The 20,272-nt window shown below is 66.8% G+C and carries 21 protein-coding genes and 1 tRNA gene; 11 read left to right on the plus strand and 11 right to left on the minus strand.

The annotated features are described in order from the left end of the window. The first annotated feature begins 113 nt into the window (after positions 1-113). From GGR43_RS19420 to msrA, 3 genes are all read left to right on the plus strand, one after another. Positions 114-188: transfer RNA gene (locus tag GGR43_RS19420), tRNA-Val, on the plus strand. 91 nt (positions 189-279) lie between these two features. Next, positions 280-1,971, plus strand: coding sequence for a long-chain-fatty-acid--CoA ligase (locus GGR43_RS19425; RefSeq protein WP_188073469.1), 1,692 nt, complete (start codon positions 280-282; stop codon positions 1,969-1,971). Between the two features lie 13 nt (positions 1,972-1,984). Further along, positions 1,985-2,521: a peptide-methionine (S)-S-oxide reductase MsrA gene (gene msrA / locus GGR43_RS19430; RefSeq protein ID WP_188073470.1), complete on the plus strand. Its 537-nt coding sequence runs from the start codon at positions 1,985-1,987 to the stop codon at positions 2,519-2,521. A gap of 23 nt (positions 2,522-2,544) precedes the next feature. Here the strand turns inward: msrA and aqpZ are convergent, their stop codons facing one another. After that, positions 2,545-3,246 carry an aquaporin Z gene (aqpZ, locus tag GGR43_RS19435; RefSeq protein WP_188073471.1) on the minus strand — a complete coding sequence of 234 codons (702 nt, stop codon included), beginning with the start codon at positions 3,244-3,246 and terminating at the stop codon, positions 2,545-2,547. A gap of 98 nt (positions 3,247-3,344) precedes the next feature. Between aqpZ and GGR43_RS19440 the strand changes: the two genes are divergently transcribed. Beyond that, positions 3,345-3,569 carry a hypothetical protein gene (locus GGR43_RS19440; protein ID WP_188073472.1) on the plus strand — a complete coding sequence of 75 codons (225 nt, stop codon included), beginning with the start codon at positions 3,345-3,347 and terminating at the stop codon, positions 3,567-3,569. A gap of 14 nt (positions 3,570-3,583) precedes the next feature. Here GGR43_RS19440 and GGR43_RS19445 read toward each other — a convergent pair whose 3' ends face one another. Then, positions 3,584-4,546, minus strand: a complete 963-nt coding sequence (locus GGR43_RS19445; RefSeq protein WP_188073473.1) for an L-threonylcarbamoyladenylate synthase — start codon at positions 4,544-4,546, stop codon at positions 3,584-3,586. A 517-nt stretch (positions 4,547-5,063) separates the two neighbouring features. Between GGR43_RS19445 and GGR43_RS19450 the strand changes: the two genes are divergently transcribed. After that, the gene (locus tag GGR43_RS19450; protein ID WP_188073474.1) at positions 5,064-5,897 is read left to right on the plus strand and encodes an ATP-binding protein; all 834 of its coding nucleotides are present in this window, start codon (positions 5,064-5,066) and stop codon (positions 5,895-5,897) included. A gap of 238 nt (positions 5,898-6,135) precedes the next feature. Here GGR43_RS19450 and GGR43_RS19455 read toward each other — a convergent pair whose 3' ends face one another. Next, complete coding sequence (locus GGR43_RS19455) at positions 6,136-7,461, minus strand: PQQ-dependent sugar dehydrogenase (protein WP_188073475.1); 1,326 nt, start codon at positions 7,459-7,461, stop codon at positions 6,136-6,138. Between the two features lie 42 nt (positions 7,462-7,503). On the opposite strand from GGR43_RS19455, the gene GGR43_RS19460 reads away from it, so the two are divergent. Both GGR43_RS19460 and GGR43_RS19465 read left to right on the plus strand, forming a co-directional pair. Next, complete coding sequence (locus GGR43_RS19460; RefSeq protein WP_188073476.1) at positions 7,504-7,767, plus strand: hypothetical protein; 264 nt, start codon at positions 7,504-7,506, stop codon at positions 7,765-7,767. 190 nt (positions 7,768-7,957) lie between these two features. Continuing rightward, positions 7,958-8,167 carry a hypothetical protein gene (locus tag GGR43_RS19465; RefSeq protein WP_188073477.1) on the plus strand — a complete coding sequence of 70 codons (210 nt, stop codon included), beginning with the start codon at positions 7,958-7,960 and terminating at the stop codon, positions 8,165-8,167. Between the two features lie 63 nt (positions 8,168-8,230). Here GGR43_RS19465 and argC read toward each other — a convergent pair whose 3' ends face one another. From argC to GGR43_RS19480, 3 genes are all read right to left on the minus strand, one after another. Continuing rightward, entirely contained in the window at positions 8,231-9,163 is a 933-nt protein-coding gene (gene argC / locus GGR43_RS19470) for an N-acetyl-gamma-glutamyl-phosphate reductase (protein WP_188073478.1), read from the minus strand. Then, positions 9,160-10,071 carry a C40 family peptidase gene (locus tag GGR43_RS19475; protein ID WP_188073479.1) on the minus strand — a complete coding sequence of 304 codons (912 nt, stop codon included), beginning with the start codon at positions 10,069-10,071 and terminating at the stop codon, positions 9,160-9,162. Before GGR43_RS19475 ends, argC begins: the two co-directional genes overlap by 4 nt. A 115-nt stretch (positions 10,072-10,186) precedes the next feature. Then, entirely contained in the window at positions 10,187-11,590 is a 1,404-nt protein-coding gene (locus GGR43_RS19480) for a leucyl aminopeptidase family protein (protein WP_188073480.1), read from the minus strand. 121 nt (positions 11,591-11,711) lie between these two features. On the opposite strand from GGR43_RS19480, the gene GGR43_RS19485 reads away from it, so the two are divergent. Next, on the plus strand, positions 11,712-11,918 hold the full coding sequence (locus GGR43_RS19485) for a hypothetical protein (protein WP_188073481.1): 207 nt from the start codon (positions 11,712-11,714) through the stop codon (positions 11,916-11,918). 66 nt (positions 11,919-11,984) lie between these two features. Continuing rightward, on the plus strand, positions 11,985-12,821 hold the full coding sequence (locus tag GGR43_RS19490; RefSeq protein ID WP_188073482.1) for a PdaC/SigV domain-containing protein: 837 nt from the start codon (positions 11,985-11,987) through the stop codon (positions 12,819-12,821). Here the strand turns inward: GGR43_RS19490 and rimO are convergent. From rimO to serS, 4 genes are all read right to left on the minus strand, one after another. Then, positions 12,788-14,161 carry a 30S ribosomal protein S12 methylthiotransferase RimO gene (gene rimO, locus GGR43_RS19495; protein ID WP_188073483.1) on the minus strand — a complete coding sequence of 458 codons (1,374 nt, stop codon included), beginning with the start codon at positions 14,159-14,161 and terminating at the stop codon, positions 12,788-12,790. The genes GGR43_RS19490 and rimO overlap by 34 nt on opposite strands. A gap of 246 nt (positions 14,162-14,407) precedes the next feature. Then, the gene (locus GGR43_RS19500) at positions 14,408-15,445 is read right to left on the minus strand and encodes a potassium channel family protein (RefSeq protein ID WP_246343932.1); all 1,038 of its coding nucleotides are present in this window, start codon (positions 15,443-15,445) and stop codon (positions 14,408-14,410) included. Positions 15,446-15,460: 15 nt separating this feature from the next. Then, positions 15,461-16,222, minus strand: a complete 762-nt coding sequence (gene surE / locus GGR43_RS19505; protein ID WP_188073485.1) for a 5'/3'-nucleotidase SurE — start codon at positions 16,220-16,222, stop codon at positions 15,461-15,463. Continuing rightward, a complete protein-coding gene (gene serS, locus GGR43_RS19510; protein ID WP_188073486.1) occupies positions 16,222-17,499 on the minus strand; it encodes a serine--tRNA ligase in 1,278 nt (425 codons plus the stop codon). The genes surE and serS overlap by 1 nt, the downstream gene beginning before the upstream one ends. A 167-nt stretch (positions 17,500-17,666) precedes the next feature. Here serS and GGR43_RS19515 point away from each other — a divergent pair, with 167 nt between their 5' ends. Then, positions 17,667-18,359, plus strand: coding sequence for a hypothetical protein (locus GGR43_RS19515; protein WP_246343933.1), 693 nt, complete (start codon positions 17,667-17,669; stop codon positions 18,357-18,359). A gap of 733 nt (positions 18,360-19,092) precedes the next feature. Further along, positions 19,093-19,506, plus strand: a complete 414-nt coding sequence (gene dksA / locus GGR43_RS19520) for an RNA polymerase-binding protein DksA (protein WP_188073487.1) — start codon at positions 19,093-19,095, stop codon at positions 19,504-19,506. A gap of 460 nt (positions 19,507-19,966) precedes the next feature. Here the strand turns inward: dksA and GGR43_RS19525 are convergent, their stop codons facing one another. Continuing rightward, positions 19,967-20,122: a YdcH family protein gene (locus GGR43_RS19525; RefSeq protein ID WP_188073508.1), complete on the minus strand. Its 156-nt coding sequence runs from the start codon at positions 20,120-20,122 to the stop codon at positions 19,967-19,969. Positions 20,123-20,272: the final 150 nt, after the last annotated feature.

Raw genomic sequence — 20,272 nt, forward strand, 5'->3', positions numbered from 1 at the left:
TGGCGCCTGCGCGGCGTCTGCCGTTTCTTATTGTCTCTCATTTTTCTTTCGGCAAGCATGCGCTGTCGCTTGACAGAGCGGCCTCGCGATGCCAATGGCCTGCTTCCCTGATCGGGCGCGTAGCTCAGTGGTAGAGCACACCCTTCACACGGGTGGGGTCGCAGGTTCAAACCCTGCCGCGCCCACCATTCCCGATCGCAAGGACATGGTTCTCCCGCGCCCGTAGGGCGACGGGCCGTTTCGCTTGGCCTGTCCGCTCCCTTGGGCTAGGATGCCGCCATGGAGAGAGAAAACTGGATCTGGGCCGATCATTATAATCATCCGGTCCCGTGGAACAGCCGCTTCGAGCCGCTGAGCGTTCCCGATCTTCTGACCGGCATGGCGGCGAAAAAGCCGCTGGCGCCGATGATCGACTTCATGGGCCGCCGCTACAGCTATGCCGATGTCGCGGCGACCGCGCGGCGCGTCGCCAGCGGGCTGCACCGGGCCGGGATCCGGCGGGGCGACCGGGTCGGCCTGTTCCTGCCCAATATCCCCCATTATGTCGCCGCCTATTATGGCGCGATGATGATGGGGGCGATGGTCGTCAATTTCTCGCCCCTCTACACCGCCGAGGAATTGCGGCATCAGGTGGAGGACAGCGGCACCCGCCTGCTCTTCACCCTGTCGGCGAAGGCGCTGCTGCCCACCGCGCTGGAGGTGCTGGAAGGCTCCAGCCTCGAAACGCTGGTGGTGGGCTCGGTCGCCGGGGCGCTGCCGCCCGCGCGGTCGCTGCTCTACCGCCTGTTCAAGGGCAGTGAGGTCGCCCATGCGCCGGACGATCCGCGCATCGTCCGCTTTTCCGGCCTCATCGACAATGACGGCGCCTTTCCCGTCGTCGCCTTCGATCCGGAGCAGGACGTCGCCCTCATCCAGTATACGGGCGGCACCACCGGCACGCCCAAGGGCGCGATGCTGACGCACCAGAATCTCTCCGCCAATGCGCGGCAGGTGGCGCTGGTCGATCCGCACAGCGGCGAGGACGACCGGATCATCGGCGTGCTGCCGCTGTTCCATGTGTTCGCCAACACCTGCGTGCTCAACCGCACCGTGTTCACCGGCGGCGAGATGGTGCTGCTGCCCCGGTTCGACGCGATGCAGGTGATTTCCGCGGTCGAGCGGACCAAGGCGAGCTATCTGCCCGGTGTGCCGACCATGTATCAGGCGCTGCTCGACCATCCCTCGATCGGTCTTGCGGATTTCTCCTCGCTGCGCGTGTGCATATCGGGCGGCGCGCCGCTGCCGCAGGAACTGAAGCAGCGGTTCGAGCAGGTGACCGGCGCGGTGCTGGTGGAAGGCTATGGCCTCACCGAAAGCAGCGGCGTCATCAGCGCCAATCCCTATGAGGGGTTGAACAAGGCGGGGACGATCGGCCAGCCGCTGCCGGGAACGAAGGTCAAGCTGCTCGACCGCGACGATTACAGGCTGGAGGCAGGCGAGGGGCAGCCGGGCGAACTGGCGTTCAGCGGCCCGCAGGCGATGAAGGGCTATTGGCGCAGACCCGATGTCGACGCGCATATGGTCGTCGACGGCTTCCTGCGCACCGGCGACGTCGCCACCATCGATCCGGACGGCTATATCCGCATCGTCGACCGGGTGAAGGACATGATCAATGTCAGCGGCTTCAAGGTGTTCCCCAGCCAGATCGAGGCCGTGCTCTATCGCCACCCCGATGTGCGGGAGGCGGTGGTGATCGGCATTCCGGACAGCTATCATGGCGAAAGCCCCAAGGCGTTCGTCACGCTCGGCAGCGTGGCGCGGGCGACCGGGGCGGAGCTGAAGGACTGGCTCAACCCGCAACTGGGCAAGCATGAGCGCGTCGTGGAGGTTGAAATCCGCGAAACCCTTCCCAAAACACTGGTAGGGAAATTGTCGCGCAAGGAACTGGTCGCCGAGGAGAAGGAAAAGGCCGCCGCCCGCGCGCAGGGATAAGGAGAAGGCAGACATGGCCGAACAGCAATGGGCGACCCTGGCGGGCGGGTGTTTCTGGTGCACCGAGGCGGTGTTCTTGCAGCTGGCGGGGGTAGGCAGCGTCGAAAGCGGCTATATCGGCGGCGCGAAGCCCGACCCGACCTATGAGGAGGTCTGTTCCGGCGCCACCGGCCATGCCGAGGCGATCCGCATCGGCTTCGATCTCGATGTGATCTCCTATGGCGACCTGCTGGACATATTCTTCGCCACCCATGACCCGACGAGCCTCAACCGGCAAGGCAATGACGTGGGGACGCAATATCGCTCCGCCATCTTTCCACACGACGCCGCGCAAGAGGAAGAGGCAAGGGCCGCGATCGCCCGCGCGCAGGCCGACCATGCCGACCCGATCGTCACCGCGATCGAACCGCTCGGCCCATGGTATCCGGCGGAAAGCTATCATCAGGATTACTGGAACCGCATGGGCGACCGTAATCCCTATTGCATGGCGGTGATCCCGCCCAAGCTGCACAAGCTGAAGGCGAAGTTCGCCGAAAGGCTGGGCGCCTGAAGATCAGGCGCCCGACCGGAAGGTCAATCTTCCCCGCCGTTCAGCCAGTGGAACACCAGCCCGCCCACGCCGCCGCCGAGGATCGGCGCAACCCAGAACAGCCAGAGCTGTTGCAGCGCAAGGCCGCCTTCGACCAGCGCCGGGCCGGTCGCGCGGGCGGGGTTGACCGACGTGTTGGTGATCGGGATCGAGATGAGGTGGATGAGCGTCAGCGTCAGGCCGATGGCCAGCGGCGCGAAGCCGGCGGGCGCGCGCTTGCTGGTCGCGCCCATGATGATGATCAGGAAGAAGAAGGTCAGCAGCGCTTCGGCGATGAACGCCGCGGTCAGCGAATAGCCGCCCGGCGACCCGTCGCCATAGCCGTTGGCGGCAAGGCCGTTGGCGGCGAGCGCATAATCGGGCGCGCCCACGGCGATGACGTACAGCACATAGGCCGCCGCTATGCCGCCCAGCACCTGCGCGATGATATAGAGCGGAACGTCCTTTGCCGGAAAGCGCCCGCCCGCCCACAGGCCCACGGTCACGGCCGGGTTGAAATGGGCGCCGGAAATATGGCCCACCGCATAGGCCATGGTCACGACGGTAAGGCCGAAGGCCAGCGCGACGCCGAGAAACCCTATGCCGACATCGGGAACGGTCGCCGCATAGACCGCGCTGCCGCAGCCGCCGAAAACGAGCCAGAACGTGCCGAAGAATTCGGCTACCCCGCGATTGATATTTGCCATATCCTCATTCCCCCTATGGCCGATCCTTTTCGGAACAGGATGGCTTTCGTACCATCTTGTCCGCGTACAGTATCGTAAAATAATATTATGAGGCAGTCATGATATTTCGAACCATGCTTCCCATCGCGGCGCTGCTGCTGTCCGGCTGTGTTGCCAAGACTGCGTGGAACGTGGCCACGGTCCCCGTCCGCGCCGGATCGCAGGCGGCGGACTGGGCCACCACCAGCCAGGACGAGGCCGACCGCAACCGTGGCCGCGAAATGCGCAAGGAAGAGGAGCGCCAGCGCAAGGCATGCCGCAAGCAGGGCCGCAAGGACTGCTGAGGCTGCTTACGCGCTTACGCCGCCGCGCGCCGCAGCCGGTCGTTGATCGCAAGGCCGATGCCGTCCTCCGGCACCGGCGCGACGGCGACGCGGGGGAGCGATGAAGCGTCGGCGATATGGAGCGCCGCGAAGAGGTTGGCCGCCGCCTCCACCAGATCGCCGCTTTCGGAAAGGCTGATCGCGCCCGGAACGGGACCGAAGCCGACCAGATATTCGTCCGCCTGCGCTTCCGTCGCATACAGGCGCACTGGCTTGGAAGGCGCATAATGGCTGCCGAGCTGGCCGGGGGCCTCGATCGACCCGCCTTGCGCGGCGACGACGGGCAGGCCGCTTGCTTTCTCCAGCATCCGCGGGGTGACCGGGCCGGGCCGGAGCAGGCGGATGCGACCGGCTTCGGGCGCGACGATCGTGGATTCCAGCCCCTGCGTGGTCGGGCCATCGTCGAGGATGAACGGGATGCGGCCGCCGAGGCTCGCGGCGACATGCGCCGCGCTGGTCGGGCTGATCGCGCCGCTGCGGTTGGCCGAGGGCGCGGCGAGCGGCGTCCCGGCGCGCGCGATCAGCGCCTGCATCGCGCGGTGGGCGGGCAGGCGCAGCGCGACCGTGGGCAGGCCCGCCATCACCAGCGGCGACAATCCGGCATCCTCCCGCACGGGCAGCACCATCGTCAGCGGCCCCGGCCAGAAGGCCGAGGCGAGCTTGCGCGCGACCGGATCGAACCGGGCGAGCCGCTCCGCCATGGCGAGGCCGTCGACATGGACGATCAGCGGATTGAAGCTGGGCCGTCTCTTGGCGGCGTAGATGGCGGCGACCGCATCGGAATCGCGGGCATTGGCGGCGAGGCCGTAGACCGTCTCGGTCGGCACGGCGACGGGCTGGCCCTGCGCGATCCATCGCGCTGCCTGCTCCAGCGCCTCCTCGCCATAGGGCAGGGCGATCGTGCGGAACGGGGAAGGGGCGGGGGCGGTGGCATCCATCGCCTGCGCTATATCGCGCGACGGGCGCGGGAAAAAGGGCCGGGGCGGATTTTCCCGTTTGTCCGTATTTTTGGACAGTGTTTTTGCGCGATCATATCCTTGCGCGGAAGACCGGACTGGATGGTTAACGGACCTTCGCCTTTACCGTCACCCCAGCGCAGGCTGGGGTCGTAAGCGATGTCGCGCGCGCCCTCCGGAGATGCCAGCCTGCGCTGGCATGACGGATAAATTTTATGTGGTTATTGTTTATCCTCACCCCGTTTGCCCTGAGCTTGTCGACCCGAAGGGCGGGCGGAGTCCAACGGCTGCTTTTCTTGGGGCAAGAAAGAAGGACGGGGCTTCGACATTGAAGCGAGGCGAGTGACTCGCTCAACAGCCCGAACGGTTTCTTATGTTAATATTCTGACCGACCGGAAGCACTCTCCCACCGCAACCTGCTCACCAAAGGACATAACCGGCCCGCATTTTTTCGAATCGTCCCGTTTCCACGGCGGGGAAAAATGCTAGACCGCCGCGCATGACCGAAGAATTGCTCACCCGCATCGCCGAGGCGCTGGAGCGTCTTGCCCCCCCCGCCGCCCCGATCGCCGATCTGACCGCGCATCCGGCCTATTATTGGGACGGCCGCACCGCCCATGCGGTGGAGGATTTCGCGCCCGCCGATTTCGACCTGCTGTCCGGCATCGACGCGCAGAAGGACATGCTGCTCGAAAATACGCGGCGGCACATGGCGGGGCATCCGGCGCATGACGTGCTGCTCTGGGGATCGCGCGGCACCGGCAAGTCGGCAAGCGTGTCGGCGGTGGTCGGCAAGCTGCGCCGCGAAGGCGCCGACATCGCGCTGATGCAATGCAGCGCGGATCAGCTCGCCAGCCTGCCGGTGCTGTTTCGCCTGCTGCGCGGGGCGGGAAGGCCCTTCATCCTGTTCATCGACGATCTCTCCTTCGACGAGGGCGCGGCCGGGGACACCGCGCGCATGCTGCGATCCCTGCTCGACGGCGGGGCGAGCGCCCGCCCGGCCAATGTGCGCCTCTACGTCACCTCCAACCGCCGCCACATCGTCTCGCGCCACATGAGCGAGCAGGACGACCCGATCAACAAGCGCGACGTGGTGGACGACAAGCTGGCGCTGTCGGATCGTTTCGGCCTCTCGCTCGGCTTTCACGCGATGGACCAGGACACCTATCTGGCGGTGGTGGAAGGCTATGCCCGCCATTATGGCCTGCCGTTCGACGGCAAGGACGCGGTCTACTGGGCGACGGTGCGCGGCAGCCGCTCTGGCCGCGTCGCCTGGCAATATGTGACGGAACTGGCCGGCCGCGAAGGCCGCTCCATCCGCCGGGGGGAGTGAGAGGCGGCTGTTATGCGGCGGCTGGTTTCGGCCAATTCCTGCCCTTCCCGACGCGTCATGCCAGCGCAGGCTGGCATCTCCGGAGGGGGCGCGCGACGTGGCTTACGACCCCAGCCTGCGCTGGGGTGACGAAGGGCGGAAAGGCTGCCAACCACCCAAACCAGCCCCTTGCAGCCAATCCGTCCCACAAAAAAGGGCGCCATCACCGGGCGGCCTCTTCCTTCCAAATTCTCGCCGCCTATTTCCGGCTGACGCGCCAGATGCGGCCTCCGACATCGTCGCTGACCAGCAGCGCGCCTTCGGCGTCGACCAGCACGTCGACGGGGCGGCCATAGGCCTCATTGTCCGGCGACAGGAAGCCGCCCAGCACGTCGACCGGCTTGCCCTGCGGCACGCCCTTGGCGTCGAACGGCACGAACACCACCTTGTACCCGGCGGCGGGCACGCGGTTCCAGCTGCCGTGCAGGCCGACGAACGCGCCCTGCTCGAACGGCGCCCCCAGCTTCGATGCCGTTGCGAAGGCGAGGCCCAGCGGGGCGACGTGGTTGCCCAGCGCATAATCGGGGCGATGGGTATATTCGCGCAGTTCCGGGCGGCCGGGCTCGACGCGCTTGTCCTCATAGCCGCCCCAGTAATTCCACGGCCAGCCGTAGAAGCCGCCGAATTCCACGCGCGTCAGGAAATCGGGCACCAGGTCGGAGCCGAGGCCGTCCCGCTCGTTCACCACCGCCCAGAGCGCGCCCGTCACCGGGTTCCACGCCATGCCGACCGGGTTGCGCAGGCCGGAGGCGAACACGCGGTTGTCGCCGGTTTCCAGGTTGACCTCGATGATCGCGGCGCGGTTGGTTTCGGTTTCCAGCCCTCCTTCGGCGACATTGCTGTTGGAGCCGATCGCGACATAGAGCAGCCTGCCGTCCGGGCTGGCGATCAGGTTGCGCGTCCAGTGCCTATTGGGCGCGCCATGGGGCAGGGAGATGACCTTGCGCCCCTTGTCCGCGATTTTCGTTTCGCCTTCCTTATAGGGGAAGGCCATCACCGCGTCGGTATTGGCGACATAGAGCGTGTCGCCGACCAGCGCCATGCCATAGGGCGAATTGAGGCCGGTGAGAAAGGCCGTTTTGACCTCCGCCTTGCCGTCCTTGTCGGCGTCGCGCAGCAGGGTGATGCGGTTGGCGGATGGCACGTCCGCGCCCGCCTTGTTCATGAAATGGTTCATCACCCGGCCGACGATGCCGGTTCCGGGCCGGGGCGGGCTGTTGGTTTCCGCGACCAATATGTCGCCATTGGGCAGGCGCAGCATGGAGCGGGGATGCTCCAGCCCCTCGGCGAAGGGCGCGACGGAGAGGCCCTGCGCGGCGACGGGCGCCTTGCCGGCGGGCCAGCCCACGGCCCTGGCCACCGCGACGGTCGGTATCCATTGCGGCCGGGCGGGCGTGAACACCGGCTCCCTGCCGACATCCTGCCCGGCGGCGAGGCGCGCGACATCGGGCCGCGTCAGCCAATAGACGGCTCCGGCGCCGATCAGGATGAAGATGAGAGACAGGGCAAGGATATGTTTTTTCATCGAATGTCCGTTTTCCAGAACAAGATAGGGGCCCGCTTCAGCATGACCGGCTATTGGATCGAGGGCAACCCGCCATCGGCCGGATCGCCCCGCGCCCTATCGCGGGCGCTGCCTCCACCACAAGGCCAGCGCGACGAGCCCGCCCAGCGCGAGGCCGCCCAGCAGGCCGATCGTCGGCTGTCCCTGAAACCCGCCTATGAATACGCCCGCAAGGGCGAGGATGGCAATGAAAACTCCGCCCGCGCTGCCCGGCGATTGTCTTGGGGATTGTCCGTTCATCGATTGTCTCTGCATCATGGCCGTTAAGGGATGGCGTCGCCAGCCATGCCTCATATCGGGACGCGGCCCGTCCCGCCAGCACACAATTGTCCCGATCTGGTATTTGCCTAATGCGGCGTTGACCTTCGCGCCGGGCGGTTTCGCGGGCGGGAAGGAAACTGGCACGGCTGTTGTACCTTCCACGGGCAACAGCACAACAGCGGGCAGGGCGGGAATAATGCAGTTACCATATATGGGTGGGCGCAAGGGGTTTGAGGACGCCGCGCGGCTGATCGAGCATTTCGGCGCCAATGCGGGCTATGAGGCGGCGCTGCGCGCCGATCGCAGCCGGGATCTGGGCAACCATGTCCATTTCTGCCACTGGCGCCAGATAGAGCGGCTGATCGTCCAGATGACGGTGGAATGCCCGACGGGGTCGGTTCACTGAGGCAAAAGACGAACGCGAAAGGGCGCGCGATCCGGTCGCGCGCCCTTTCCGGTTTTCAGGGGATCAGAGCTTCAGCCCGGCGGTTTCGTCGAGGCCGCATAGCAGGTTGAGGTTCTGCACCGCCGCGCCCGACGCGCCCTTGCCCAGATTGTCGAGCGCCGCCACCAGGCGCGCCTGCGCCCCGTCCGCGCTCGCGAACAGGAACAGGTCCATGCCGTCGGTGCCGGATTTGCGCTCCAGCGGCAGATTGGCCTGCGCATAATCCCCGACCACGCGCACCACGGACGAGTCCCGATAGGCGGCCTCCAGCACATCGCGCACCTGCTTCGCCGAGGGCCTGCCCGGCAGGGCGGCGAGCGGCAGCGGCACTTCCACGATCATGCCGCGCAGCATGTTGGCGACCGAGGGCGCGAAGATCGGCGCGATGGAAAGCCCGGCATGCTGCGTCATTTCCGGCACATGCTTGTGCGCGAGCGTCAGCCCGTAGGTCATCCACGAGGGAGCGGAACCGGCCTTTTCGCCTTCATAATCGGCGATCATGCCCTTGCCGCCGCCCGAATAGCCCGACACCGCATTGACGCTGAGCGGCCAGTCGGCCGGGATCAGCCCGGCGCGCACCAGCGGCCCGACCAGCGCGAGAAAGCCGGTGGGGTAGCATCCGGGGTTGCTCACCCTTTTGGAGGCGGCCACCGTCTCGCGCCCGACCAGTTCCGGGAAGCCGTAGGTCCAGCCCGGCGCGACGCGATGCGCGGTCGACGCGTCGATCACCCGCGTGCGGTCGCTGGCGATCAGCGACACGGCCTCGCGCGCGGCATCGTCGGGCAGGCAGAGGATGACGACATCGGCGTCGTTGATCGCCTGCGCGCGCGCGGCGGCATCCTTGCGCTGCGCCTCGTCCAGCAGGATCAGCGAGAATTCCGCGCGGCCTTCCAGCCGTTCCCGGATTTCGAGGCCGGTGGTGCCCGCGGCACCGTCGATGAAAATAGCATGGGTCATAGGTCGATCCTGCGCCGGGCCAGCACCGGCTGTTCATGGTCGGGCTTCAGCCTGTCGATCACGTCCGCAAGGGGCTCCGCCACCGTGCTCATCCACCAGGCATTGGCGTGCAGCAGCGTCTCCCCATCCAGCATGATGCCGACATGGCCGGGGAAGAAGATGAGGTCCCCTCGTCGCAGCTCCTCGCCCTCGCCGATCGGCGCGCCGAGGCTTTCGCGTTGCAGGTCGGTGTCGCGCGGCATGCGGACGCCCGCCAGCCCCAGCGACAGCTGGACGAGGCCGGAGCAGTCGATGCCGCCATGGCCGCGCCCGCCCCAGACATAGGGCTGGCCGAGCTGGCCCTGCGCCACCGCGACCCAATCTGTCGCGCACTCCTCGACCGGGGCGACATGGCGCAGGTGGACCGCGCCTTCCGCCGTCAGCACGAAATCCCCCTCGACTGCGCCCGCGATGCGCGCGCCCGCCGAAAGCATGCCTGTCACCGGCGCCTTGATGTCGGCCTTCGCAAAGACCGGCGCGGACCGGGCCGTCACCTTGTGCGTGGCGGCCAGCAATTCGGTCGCCAGCGCGGCGCGCTCGACATAGCCGACATAGCCGTCATGCTCGCAAAAGCCCCAGGCCCAGTCGCCGGTCACGTCGAGCAGGTGGAAGCCTTCGCCCTGCAACAGCTGGCTGACCGCCGTGGCATCGGCGGAAGGGGCGTCCCGCAGGAAGGCGGCCGGGGCGAGGCAGTGCATCGGCTGGGCCTTGGCATAATGGGGCGCGAACAGCAGCCCGGCGAGGCTGATATCGGCAAGATCGCCGCGCACGGCATGGATCCTGCGGTCCAGCTCGATCGAGCGGCCCTTCAGGCGAAAGCATATGCGGGTGTCGGCCGTCCGGCCGGAATTTTTCGTCGTGGCGTGCATCGCACGCCCCTGCGATGAATGAAACGGATCGTCAAGGGTTTCGCGCGGCCCTGCCACGCAAAGTCCCTCCGGAATCCCCGCTTTCACGCGCCCGCCCTTGCCGGTGGCCGCATTTTCATGGCCGGGGGTAGCGTTCCTGCAACAGTGCGAAGGCCGCGCGCAGGCCCAGCGCCTCGCCGCCCTTGGGGCGGCCTGGCTTGGCCGAGGGACGCCAGGCGAAGGTGTCGAAATGCGCCCAGAGCGCGCCTTCTCCGACGAATTTCTGCAGGAACAGCGCGGCGGTGATCGCCCCGGCAAAGCCGCCTTCGCCCGCATTGGCGACATCGGCGATGTCCGATTTCAGCATGTCGGCATAGCCGGTCCAGAGCGGCAGCTGCCAGACCGGATCGTCCGCCTTGCGCCCCAGCTCGACCAGCCTGCGGGCGAGGTCGTCGTCATTGGCGAAAAGCGCGGGCAGGTCCGGCCCCAGCGCCACGCGCGCCGCGCCCGTCAGCGTCGCGAAATCGAGGATCAGCTCCGGCTTCTCCTCGCCCGCGCGGGTCAGCGCGTCGCCCAGCACCAGCCGCCCCTCGGCGTCGGTATTGCCGATCTCGACATGCAGGCCCTTGCGGCTCGCCAGCACGTCGCCGGGGCGGAAGGCGTTGCCGGATATCGCATTTTCGACCGCCGGGATCAGCAGGTGGAGGCGCACGGGCAGGGCGCTGGCCATCACCAGCTCCGCCAACGCCAGCGCATGCGCCGCGCCGCCCATATCCTTCTTCATCAGCCGCATCGCCGAGGACGGCTTGATATCGAGGCCGCCGCTGTCGAAGCAGACGCCCTTGCCGATCAGCGCGATGCGCGGATGATCGGCATGGCCCCATGTCAGCTCGATGAGGCGGGGCGCATAATCGCGATGGGCAGCGCGCCCGACCGCGTGGATCATCGGATAACCCTGCTCCAGCGCGTCGCCGCGCGTCACGGTGAAGGTGGCGTCATGGCGCCGGGCGACGGCTTCGGCGGCCTTTTCCAGATCGGGCGGCCCCATGTCGGCGGTGGGCGTGTTGACGAGATCGCGCACCAGATGCACCGCCCCGGCGAGGCGTACCGTCTGCTCGATCCGCGCGACGTCGCCGGTCAGCAGCACGCGCGGGCCGATGGCGGCGTCCTCCGGCGCGGAGCGGTAGCGGTCGAAGCGGTAGTGCGCGGTCAGCCAGCCCAGCCCTGCCGGACCGATATCGCCGCCATCGGCGAGGCGGTAGGTGCCCGCGGGCAGGACCTCCGCCAGCTTCGCAAGGCACCAGCTCGACAGCGAGGCGGCATTGGCGACGGTGGTGACGGCCGCCCAGTCCTCCGCCTTTTCCCCCGGCAGGATCGCATGGGCATAGGGCTTGGCCCGGTACCGCTGCGCGGCCAGCGCCGTGCGCACTCGTTCGGGCTGGGCCGCGAGCCAGCCTTCATAGCTGTCGGCGTCGACGATGTGGATGTCATGGGCGGGCTGGCCGGTGTCGGCCTTCAACAGATCGGCATAATCGCTCATCCATCCTCCTTAGGGCAAAGCGTCGCGGCGGCAAAGTGCGCTTTTCCGGCGGCCGTTCATGCAACCTGCGGAGCGCCGGTTCGTTGAGGCGGGGAGGGATCCACAGCACAGGAGAAGGACAATGCATATTGCCGACAACAAGGGCGATCGCGCCATCCGCGAGCGGGCCTACAAGCTTGCCGAAAGCGGCAAGTTCGAGGCGGTGCGCGACGTGGAGCGCGCGCTGATCGGCGAAGGCTGGCCCAATGCCCGCCGCGTGATGCACAGCGACTATGTGATGCAGGCGGTCGAGGAACGCTGCCGCGCGGCGCGTGCCAGCGCGCACTGAAGCCTGTATAAGGCAAGCCGGGGCGGCGTCCTGCCGCCCCGTCCGCGAGAAGGGGGGCAAATCATCATGAGGACATATCTGGCGGGAATGGCGCTGCTGACAATGTGCGCCTGTTCCCCGGCGCAGAAGGACGCCGCTCCCGCGACCGGCAATGGCGCGGCGCCCGCAACCAACGCGGCGGACATGCCCGCCGCCGCCCCGACTTCGCAGGGCGCCGGCGGGCAGGACGTGGCGATAAAGCGCGGCGATGAGGCGCTGGAATTCGACTATGGCTGGCCCGGCGCTGCGGCGGCGGTCGGCCCGCTCGATGCCTGGCTGCGCGCCCATGCGGAGGACCAGTACCGCAAGGCGCTGGCCGAGGCGGAGGAAGGGCGCAAGGCGGCGAAGAGCGACGGCTATCCGTTCCGCCGCTACAGCTTCGCGCAGCAGTGGGAAAGCGTCGCCGACCTGCCCGGCGTGCTGGTGCTGGAAAGCAGCGGATACAGCTATACCGGCGGCGCGCACGGCATGCCGTTCGTCACCTCGCTGATCTGGGATCGCAAGGCGGGCAAGCGGCTGGGCACGGCGGACGTGCTCGACAAGGCGAAGCTGACGGCGGCGGCGCGCCCGGCATTCTGCGCGGAACTGGACCGGCAACGCGCGGAAAAGCGCGGCGAGCCGGTCGATCCCGATGCGAAGGACGGCATCGCCGAATTCAACCAGTGCCCGATCATGGCGGAGCAGGAAATCCTGCCCCTGTCCCGCAACGGCAAGGTGCTCGACGCGATACGCGTGGTGATCGGGCCCTATGTCGCCGGCCCCTATGCGGAAGGCAGCTATGAGATAGACCTGCCCGTCACCCCGGCGATGCTGGAGGCGGTGAAGCAGCCCTATCGCGGCTGGTTCTCGACCGGCACGCCGTAAAGGTCATGCTCGTCGGCATCCTCGATCAGCACGTCGAGGATGTCGCCGGGCTTCAGGTCGGCCCGCCCGATCTGCACGTCGCGCAGGAACACATTGCCGTCGATCTCCGGCGCGTCGGCCTGAGAGCGGGCGGTGGCGCCGATGCTGCCGTCCTCGTCCATCTCGCCCACCTCGTCGACGATGACGGGCAGCGTGCGGCCGACCTTCGCCTGCAGGCGGGCGGCGCTGATCGCGGCGGTTTTCTCCATGATGCGGGCGTAGCGCTCTTCCTTCACCTCCTCCGGCACCGGGTCGGGCAGGGCGTTGGCGGCGGCGCCCTCGACCGGCTCGAAGCGGAAGGCGCCGACGCGGTCGAGCTGCGCCTCGTCCAGCCAGTCGAGCAGATACTGGAAATCCTCCTCCGTTTCGCCGGGGAAGCCGACGACGAAGGAGGAGCGGATCGCGATATCCGGGCAGATATCCCGCCAGCCCCGAATGCGGTCCAGCACCTTGGCGTCGTTGGCCGGGCGCTTCATCGCCTTCAGCACCTTCGGGCTGGCATGCTGGAACGGAATGTCGAGATAGGGCGTCAGCTTCCCTTCCGCCATCAGCGGGATCACCTGATCCACATGCGGATAGGGATAGACATAATGCAGCCGCGTCCACACGCCGAGGTCGCCGAGCGCGCGGGCGAGGTCGGTCATATGGGTGCGGATTTCCGCGCCCTTCCACTGGCGCGGCTCGTGGCGCACGTCGACCCCATAGGCGGACGTATCCTGACTGATGACCAGCAGTTCCCGCGTACCCGCGTGGACCAGCTTTTCCGCCTCGCGCAGCACCGCGTCGATGCGGCGGGACACGAGGTCGCCCCGGATTGACGGGATGATGCAGAAGGAGCAGCGATGGTTGCAGCCCTCCGAAATCTTCAGATAGCTGTAATGGCGCGGCGTCAGCTTCAGCCCGCCTTCGGGCACCAGATCGACGAAGGCATTGGGCACCGGCGGCGATGCCTCATGCACCGCGTTCACCACCGCCTCATATTGATGCGCGCCGGTGACGGCGAGCACCTGAGGGAAGCGGGCGCGGATGACGTCGGCCTCGTTCCCCATGCAGCCGGTGACGATGACGCGGCCGTTCTCGGCGATCGCCTCGCCGATCGCCTCCAGGCTTTCCTCCTTCGCGCTGTCGAGGAAACCGCAGGTGTTGACGAGCACGACATCGGCGCCCGCATAGTCGGGCGACATCTGATAGCCGTCGGAGCGCAGCTTGGTCAGGATGCGCTCGCTGTCGACCAGGGCCTTGGGACAGCCGAGCGACACCATGCCGACCTTGGGCGCGGGGGGGATGATTTTCGTTGCCATGATTGAGGTGGCCCATACCCGTTTGCGCGGGAAATGTCACGCGGCGGGATTGCGTGACAGCGTTTCGGGATGGAGGGCGGGTTTCGGCTTAAAATGGCCCCTTGCCCTTATCGTCAACCCTGAACTTGGTTCAGGGTCCATTTCGCCGGATTAAGCGTCGGTCTGTTGGGCTTGATGGATGGTGAGCCGAAGGCCAGCACAGCCAAACAAGGTCAGCATGACGGTTGGGCTATGTCGTCCGAACCATCATAGATCCGCCTCGCCCACCGGGCCGGAGGTCAAAATCTCGATGATCACATCGCCCGCCTGAAGCGCCCGCGCCTCCGGTTCCGCGAAGCTGAACGGCCGCCCGGCGCGATAGATGCGCACGCCGAGGCCGGATGTAATCGCCCCCAGCGGCTTGCCGACCTCCTCCGCGGTGGCGAGCCGCTCGTTCAGTTGCACCCGCCCGGCGGACGAGGCGAGGTCGGCGATATAGTCGGCGATATGCGGCCCCGCGCCGCTGCCCGCCAGCAGCAGCCCGGTGAAGCTGACCGGGTTGATCACGGTCGTTGCCCCCGCCTGCCGCGCGAGCATCTCGTTATCCTCGTTGCGCACGACCACGCTGATCGGCGTGCCGGGCGCCAGATGCCGGGCGGTCAGGGTGATGAGGATGCTGGTGTCGTCGCGCCCGGCCGAGATCATGATCGCGCTGGCCAGCGATATGCGCGCGTCGGACAGCGTCCTGTCCCGCGTCGCATCGCCGCGCAGCACGTTGCACCCCAGCTTTTCCGCCTCCTCCAGCCGGGAGGGCGACGGATCGATCACGACGATCTTTTCCGGCGCTACCCCGCGCGCGATCATCTCGTTCACGGCCTCGCTGCCGCTGATGCCGAAACCGGCGACGAGGATGTGATCCTGAAGCATCCTTTGTATGCGGGCCATGCGCCACCTGTAGAGCGATTTGCGGATAACGAAGCTATAGGCCGTGCCGAGAAAGATCAGCCAGAAAATCAGCCGGATCGGCGTCACCACGAAGGTTTCGAACAACCGCGCTTCCGGGCTGACCGGCACGATGTCGCCATAGCCCACCGTCGTCACCGTGACGGTGGTGAAATAGAGCACGTCGATGAAGCTGATCCGGTTGTCCAGCGAATCGTGCAGGCCGTCGCGATAGATCCAGTGCACGACGAGGACGACGCCGAACAGCGCGACGATCACCCCGACCCGCGCCAGCAGGTCGAGCCACACCGGCACCGAGGAGCGCCGTTGCAGGAAATGAGAGAAATCATCCCTGCGAGGCATCCTCAGGCGCATGGGTCAGCCCAGCGCCTTTTCCAGCGCGGCCATCGACCGGTCGTGCGTCAGGTCGAAATGCAGCGGTGTCACCGCGATATAGCCCGCGCGGATCGCCTCCAGATCGCTGCCTTCCGGCGCGCTGTCGCTCAGCCCCAGGCCGAACCAGTAATAGCGGAAACCGCGCGGGTCGGTGCCTTCCACCACCTTGGTGCGGCCGGGCGTGTGAAAGCCCTGGCGCACCACGCGCACGCCCTTCACCCTGTCCGGGTCGATGGCGGGGAAATTGACGTTGACCAGCATGCGCGGGTCGTGCGGCACGGTGAGCAGCGGGCGCAGCACCTTCTCCCCCCAGGCCTGCGCGCAGGCGAAGGGGACGTCGTTGCCCATGCCCTCGCGCGAATAGACCTGGCTGAGCGCGATCGAGCGGATGCCCGAAATCGCCCCTTCCATCGCGGCGGAGACGGTGCCGGAATAGGTGACGTCCTCGGCCAGGTTGGCGCCGCGATTGACGCCGGAGAGGACGAGATCGGGCGGGCAGTCCTTCATCAGATGGCTGACCGCCATCATAACGGCGTCGGTCGGCGTGCCGGTGACGCTGTAATGCCGCTCGCCATGCTTGCGGATGCGCAGCGGGCGGGTGAGGGTGAGGCTGTGGCCCGCGCCGGATTGCTCCTCCGACGGCGCGACGATCCAGATATCGTCGGACAGGGTGCGGGCGATCGCCTCCAGCACCTTGAGGCCGGGCGCGTGGACGCCATCGTCATTGGTGAGCAGGATACGCATCAGCGCGGCTCCAGCCGGGTGATGCCGCCCATATAGGGGTGCAGTGCGGCGGGAATGTCGACGCTGCCGTCCTCGTTCTGACAGTTTTCCAGCACGGCGACCAGCGTGCGGCCGACCGCCAGCCCCGACCCGTTGAGGGTATGGAGGAAGCGCGTGGCCTTCTCGCCCTCCGGCCGGTAGCGGGCGTTCATGCGTCGCGCCTGGAAATCCCCGCAATTGGAGACGGAGCTGATCTCGCGATAGGTCTGCTGGCTCGGCAGCCAGACTTCGAGGTCATAGGTCTTGCGCGCGCCGAAGCCCATGTCGCCGGTGCATAGCAGAACCTTGCGATAGGGCAGGGCGAGCGCCTCCAATATGCCCTCGGCGCACTTCACCATGCGCTGGTGCTCGGCTTCCGAGTCTTCCGGGCGGCAGATGGCGACCAACTCGACCTTCTCGAACTGATGCTGGCGGATGAAGCCGCGCGTGTCGCGCCCGGCGGACCCGGCTTCCGACCGGAAACAGGGGGTCAGCGCGGTGAAGCGCAGCGGCAGGCTGTCCTCCGCGACGATCTGTTCGCGCACCAGATTGGTCAGCGACACCTCGGCGGTGGGTATGAGCCAGCGCCCGTCGGTGGTCTGGAACAGATCCTCGGCGAATTTGGGCAGCTGGCCGGTGCCGTAGAGGGCGGCGTCGCGCACCAGCAGCGGCGGGTTCACCTCCTCATAGCCGTTCTCGCCGGTCTGGCGGTCGAGCATGAACTGGGCGAGCGCGCGGTGCAGCCGGGCGACACCGCCGCGCAGCGCCGCGAAGCGCGCGCCGGAAATGGCGGCCGCCGCCTCGAAATCGAGGCCGAGCGCCGGGCCGAAATCGGCATGATCCTGCGGCGTGAAGGCGAAATCGCGCGGCGTGCCCCAGCGGCTGACCTCCACATTGGCGCTTTCGTCCGCCCCTTCGGGCACATCGTCGCCGGGCAGGTTGGGGATGGCGGCGAGGGCGGCATCCAGCGCGGCGCCCGCCTGCTTTTCCTTCTCCTCCAGCGCGGGCAGGCTTTCCTTGAGCGCGGCGACCTCGGCCTTCAGCGCCTCGGCCCTTTCCATGTCCTTCTGCGCCATCGCCTGGCCGATCGCCTTGCTTGCCTCGTTGCGCTTGGCGAGGCTCTGCTGCAATTCGGTGGCGAGCGTGCGGCGCTCCTCGTCCAGCTTCAGCAGCCGGGCGGAAAGCGGCTCCAGCCCGCGCCGGGCGAGGCTTGCGTCGAAGCTCTGCGGATTTTCTCGGATGAAGCGAATATCGTGCATGGCGGCGGTGGTCCGGTCCTTCGAACTGGGCGCCCGCGAGCCGGACGCCTTGAAACCGGGCGGCTGTGAAACCGACCAGCTTTCCTGCTGCCTATGCCGCCGCTGTCGGGCAGGCGCAAGGGCCGGAACGGCGAAGGCGCGCAAATGAAGAAGGGCGGCGCCGACAGGTGGGGCCGCCCTTCATTCCTGTTCCGGTCGCGGATGGCGGCTTTCAGGCCTCCGCCGCTTCCCCGTTGCGGGCGGTGAACCGGCGCCGGGCCATCAGCGCCGCGGCCGCCGCGCCGAACAGCAGGATCATCGGCGGCGCGGGCACGTCGGTGCCGCCCGTGCTCGACGAGGTCGAGGAACTGGTCGAGCTGGAGGTCGATGTCGAAGACGAAGTCGAGGTGCTCGACGTGCTGGTCGATCCGCCGAAGCTCGAACTGGAAGAGGTCGAGCTGGAGGTCGAGGACGACGAGGTCACATTGCCCGACGACGAGGAAGAGGTCGACGTGCTCGAACTGACATTGCCGGACGACGAGGAGGTCGAGCTGACATTGCCCGAGGAGGTGCTGGTGCTCGACGTCGAGGAGACGCCCCCGGTCGAGGTGCTCGATGTCGAGGAAACCCCGCCCGTCGACGTGCTGGAGGTCGAGGAAACGCCGCCCGTCGTGGAGGAGACGCCGCCGGTGGACGTGCTCGACGTGGAGGAAACGCCCCCGGTCGTCGAGGAGATGCCACCCGTGCTGCTGCTGGTCGATCCGCCGCTGGTGCTGGTGCTGGTCGACCCGCCGGTGCTGGAAATCACCACGGTGGCCCCGCCACCGCCGCCGCTGCCGCCGAAGAAGCCGCCGAAAAATCCACCACTGCCGCCGATATAGCCGCCGCCGCTGCCGCCGATCACCACCGGCGCCGCGCCGCCGCCCGTTGCCGGCGCGGGCATCGCCGCCGGGGCGACCATCGCCATCGGCACGGGCACGGGGGCCGGCTGAGTCGTGGTCGTCACCGTCCTGACGGGCACGGGGCGGGGCGTATATTGCGGCCGCTTCGCGACGATGCGCTTCCGGGGCGCGACATATTTCTTGCTCTTGGTCGATTTGACGACCGCCGGGCGGGGTGATTCGGCCACATGAACCGCGCCGCCGCCGATGATGGCGCCGCCGCATGCATAGGCGCACAGTTTAGCAAGTGCCATTCTTACCGACATTTTTCCGTCTCACCCACTTGAGATGATGGCGCTACGCCATGATCTTCTTTTATCCCTGTCCCACGCTTCGGGTATCACCATAAACACGAAATATAGCGTTAATCGCAACGTCATTAACTCTGTTTTTCGATGTTGACTGCAAGAATTTACGAATTTCCGTGGCCCTGAGCCCAAAACTGTCCCTAAGCGGCACAGATCGCCCTTCCGGTGCAGCCCCGGTTAAGCCTTTCGGGAGTATGGCTTCCCCCGCTTCCGGCCGGGCCGGGTCATGCATGCCTTCTTGTGTGAGAACCATGGCATGGCTATAGGCGCCTCCACCCATGTGTGGCAGGTCATCGCGGGGATTCGCGGGAAGAGTGCCTTGGCTTGCGGCACGGTATCGATATCTTGGTGATCGCGGAGAAGTCATGACCAATCTGCCCGAAGGCTACCGTCCCTCTCCTGACGAAGAGTTCATGAACCCCCTTCAACTGGAATATTTCCGGCGGCGGTTGCTGGACTGGAAGAAGGAGATTTTGTCGGAGGCGGAAAACACGCTGGCGGTGTTGCAGAATGAACCGTTGCGCGAACCCGACATGAACGACCGCGCGTCCAGCGAAACCGACTGGTCCATCGAATTGCGCACGCGCGACCGGCAGCGCAAGCTCATCTCCAAGATCGACGCGGCGCTGCGCCGGATCGACGATGGCGAATATGGCTATTGCGAGGTGACCGGCGAGCCGATCTCGCTCGGTCGTCTGGAAGCCCGCCCGATCGCAACGATGACGCTGGAGGCGCAGGAGCGTCATGAGCGGCAGGAGAAAATCTCCCGCGACGATTGACCCACGCGGGAAAAGGGCATTCTCGCGAGCCCGCGCGGAGGCGGGCATTAACGCAGCGCCCGCGACGCCGCAGTTTTGCGGCGCTACCTGATCGGCCTCTTACAGATTGGATATTCCGGCCGCCGCTCCGATATGGTCCGCGCCGTCCGCGGAAAGCGGCCCGCCGGAGCGGATAGGCGGGAACCCGCCTCGAACCGAAGCGTTACCCGGACGTTCATTGCCTCCTCGATGCCGGGGAACGGGTCGTCAAGCGGCCGATCACTCCCCGGCATCGAGTCGGAACCCTTGACCACCCTGCCGATATGGCGGCAGATCATGAACCGCAACGCTCTCGCATTGGCGCTGTCCAAAGGTCGCAAAGGCGCACCCGATGACGGGCATGTCCCTGCAACACGGGGACAGATGCTTGCGGTCTTTTCCGCTCTCGGCAGGGTGGCTTTCCCGCAGATGCGGGAAGGCGTCAGCTGTTGCCGAGCGACTCTTTCAGCCGCAGTTTCTGCTTTTTCAGTTCGGTCAGCCGGAACGCGTCCGGCATCGGCCGACTCAGCTCGTGGCGGATCGTCGCCTTGAGCGCGTCATGCTTGGCACGAAGGGCAGAAATGTGGCTGTTTTCCATGACTTTCTCCATGAAATGGGCGTCGGGAAATTTCAGTAGAACATGATTCGCGGGGAATGTCTCCCTCTCATTTGGGGAGGGGGAGATGGGGCGCGTTTTTGCTGCGGTATGTCGAGCGCCATCCGCTTTTTCCCTCGCGCTGCGGCTGCT

Source organism: Sphingobium jiangsuense (assembly GCF_014196495.1).
Taxonomy (GTDB): domain Bacteria; phylum Pseudomonadota; class Alphaproteobacteria; order Sphingomonadales; family Sphingomonadaceae; genus Sphingobium; species Sphingobium jiangsuense.

What these genes read in the sequence shown, in the direction of transcription:
- GGR43_RS19425 (WP_188073469.1), top strand. Translation starts at nt 280, where the DNA reads ATGGAGAGAGAAAACTGGATCTGGGCCGATCATTATAATCATCCGGTC.
- msrA (WP_188073470.1), top strand. Translation starts at nt 1,985, where the DNA reads ATGGCCGAACAGCAATGGGCGACCCTGGCGGGCGGGTGTTTCTGGTGC.
- aqpZ (WP_188073471.1), bottom strand. Translation starts at nt 3,246, where the DNA reads ATGGCAAATATCAATCGCGGGGTAGCCGAATTCTTCGGCACGTTCTGG.
- GGR43_RS19440 (WP_188073472.1), top strand. Translation starts at nt 3,345, where the DNA reads ATGATATTTCGAACCATGCTTCCCATCGCGGCGCTGCTGCTGTCCGGC.
- GGR43_RS19445 (WP_188073473.1), bottom strand. Translation starts at nt 4,546, where the DNA reads ATGGATGCCACCGCCCCCGCCCCTTCCCCGTTCCGCACGATCGCCCTG.
- GGR43_RS19450 (WP_188073474.1), top strand. Translation starts at nt 5,064, where the DNA reads ATGACCGAAGAATTGCTCACCCGCATCGCCGAGGCGCTGGAGCGTCTT.
- GGR43_RS19455 (WP_188073475.1), bottom strand. Translation starts at nt 7,461, where the DNA reads ATGAAAAAACATATCCTTGCCCTGTCTCTCATCTTCATCCTGATCGGC.
- GGR43_RS19460 (WP_188073476.1), top strand. Translation starts at nt 7,504, where the DNA reads ATGACCGGCTATTGGATCGAGGGCAACCCGCCATCGGCCGGATCGCCC.
- GGR43_RS19465 (WP_188073477.1), top strand. Translation starts at nt 7,958, where the DNA reads ATGCAGTTACCATATATGGGTGGGCGCAAGGGGTTTGAGGACGCCGCG.
- argC (WP_188073478.1), bottom strand. Translation starts at nt 9,163, where the DNA reads ATGACCCATGCTATTTTCATCGACGGTGCCGCGGGCACCACCGGCCTC.
- GGR43_RS19475 (WP_188073479.1), bottom strand. Translation starts at nt 10,071, where the DNA reads ATGCACGCCACGACGAAAAATTCCGGCCGGACGGCCGACACCCGCATA.
- GGR43_RS19480 (WP_188073480.1), bottom strand. Translation starts at nt 11,590, where the DNA reads ATGAGCGATTATGCCGATCTGTTGAAGGCCGACACCGGCCAGCCCGCC.
- GGR43_RS19485 (WP_188073481.1), top strand. Translation starts at nt 11,712, where the DNA reads ATGCATATTGCCGACAACAAGGGCGATCGCGCCATCCGCGAGCGGGCC.
- GGR43_RS19490 (WP_188073482.1), top strand. Translation starts at nt 11,985, where the DNA reads ATGAGGACATATCTGGCGGGAATGGCGCTGCTGACAATGTGCGCCTGT.
- rimO (WP_188073483.1), bottom strand. Translation starts at nt 14,161, where the DNA reads ATGGCAACGAAAATCATCCCCCCCGCGCCCAAGGTCGGCATGGTGTCG.
- GGR43_RS19500 (WP_246343932.1), bottom strand. Translation starts at nt 15,445, where the DNA reads ATGCCTCGCAGGGATGATTTCTCTCATTTCCTGCAACGGCGCTCCTCG.
- surE (WP_188073485.1), bottom strand. Translation starts at nt 16,222, where the DNA reads ATGCGTATCCTGCTCACCAATGACGATGGCGTCCACGCGCCCGGCCTC.
- serS (WP_188073486.1), bottom strand. Translation starts at nt 17,499, where the DNA reads ATGCACGATATTCGCTTCATCCGAGAAAATCCGCAGAGCTTCGACGCA.
- dksA (WP_188073487.1), top strand. Translation starts at nt 19,093, where the DNA reads ATGACCAATCTGCCCGAAGGCTACCGTCCCTCTCCTGACGAAGAGTTC.
- GGR43_RS19525 (WP_188073508.1), bottom strand. Translation starts at nt 20,122, where the DNA reads ATGGAAAACAGCCACATTTCTGCCCTTCGTGCCAAGCATGACGCGCTC.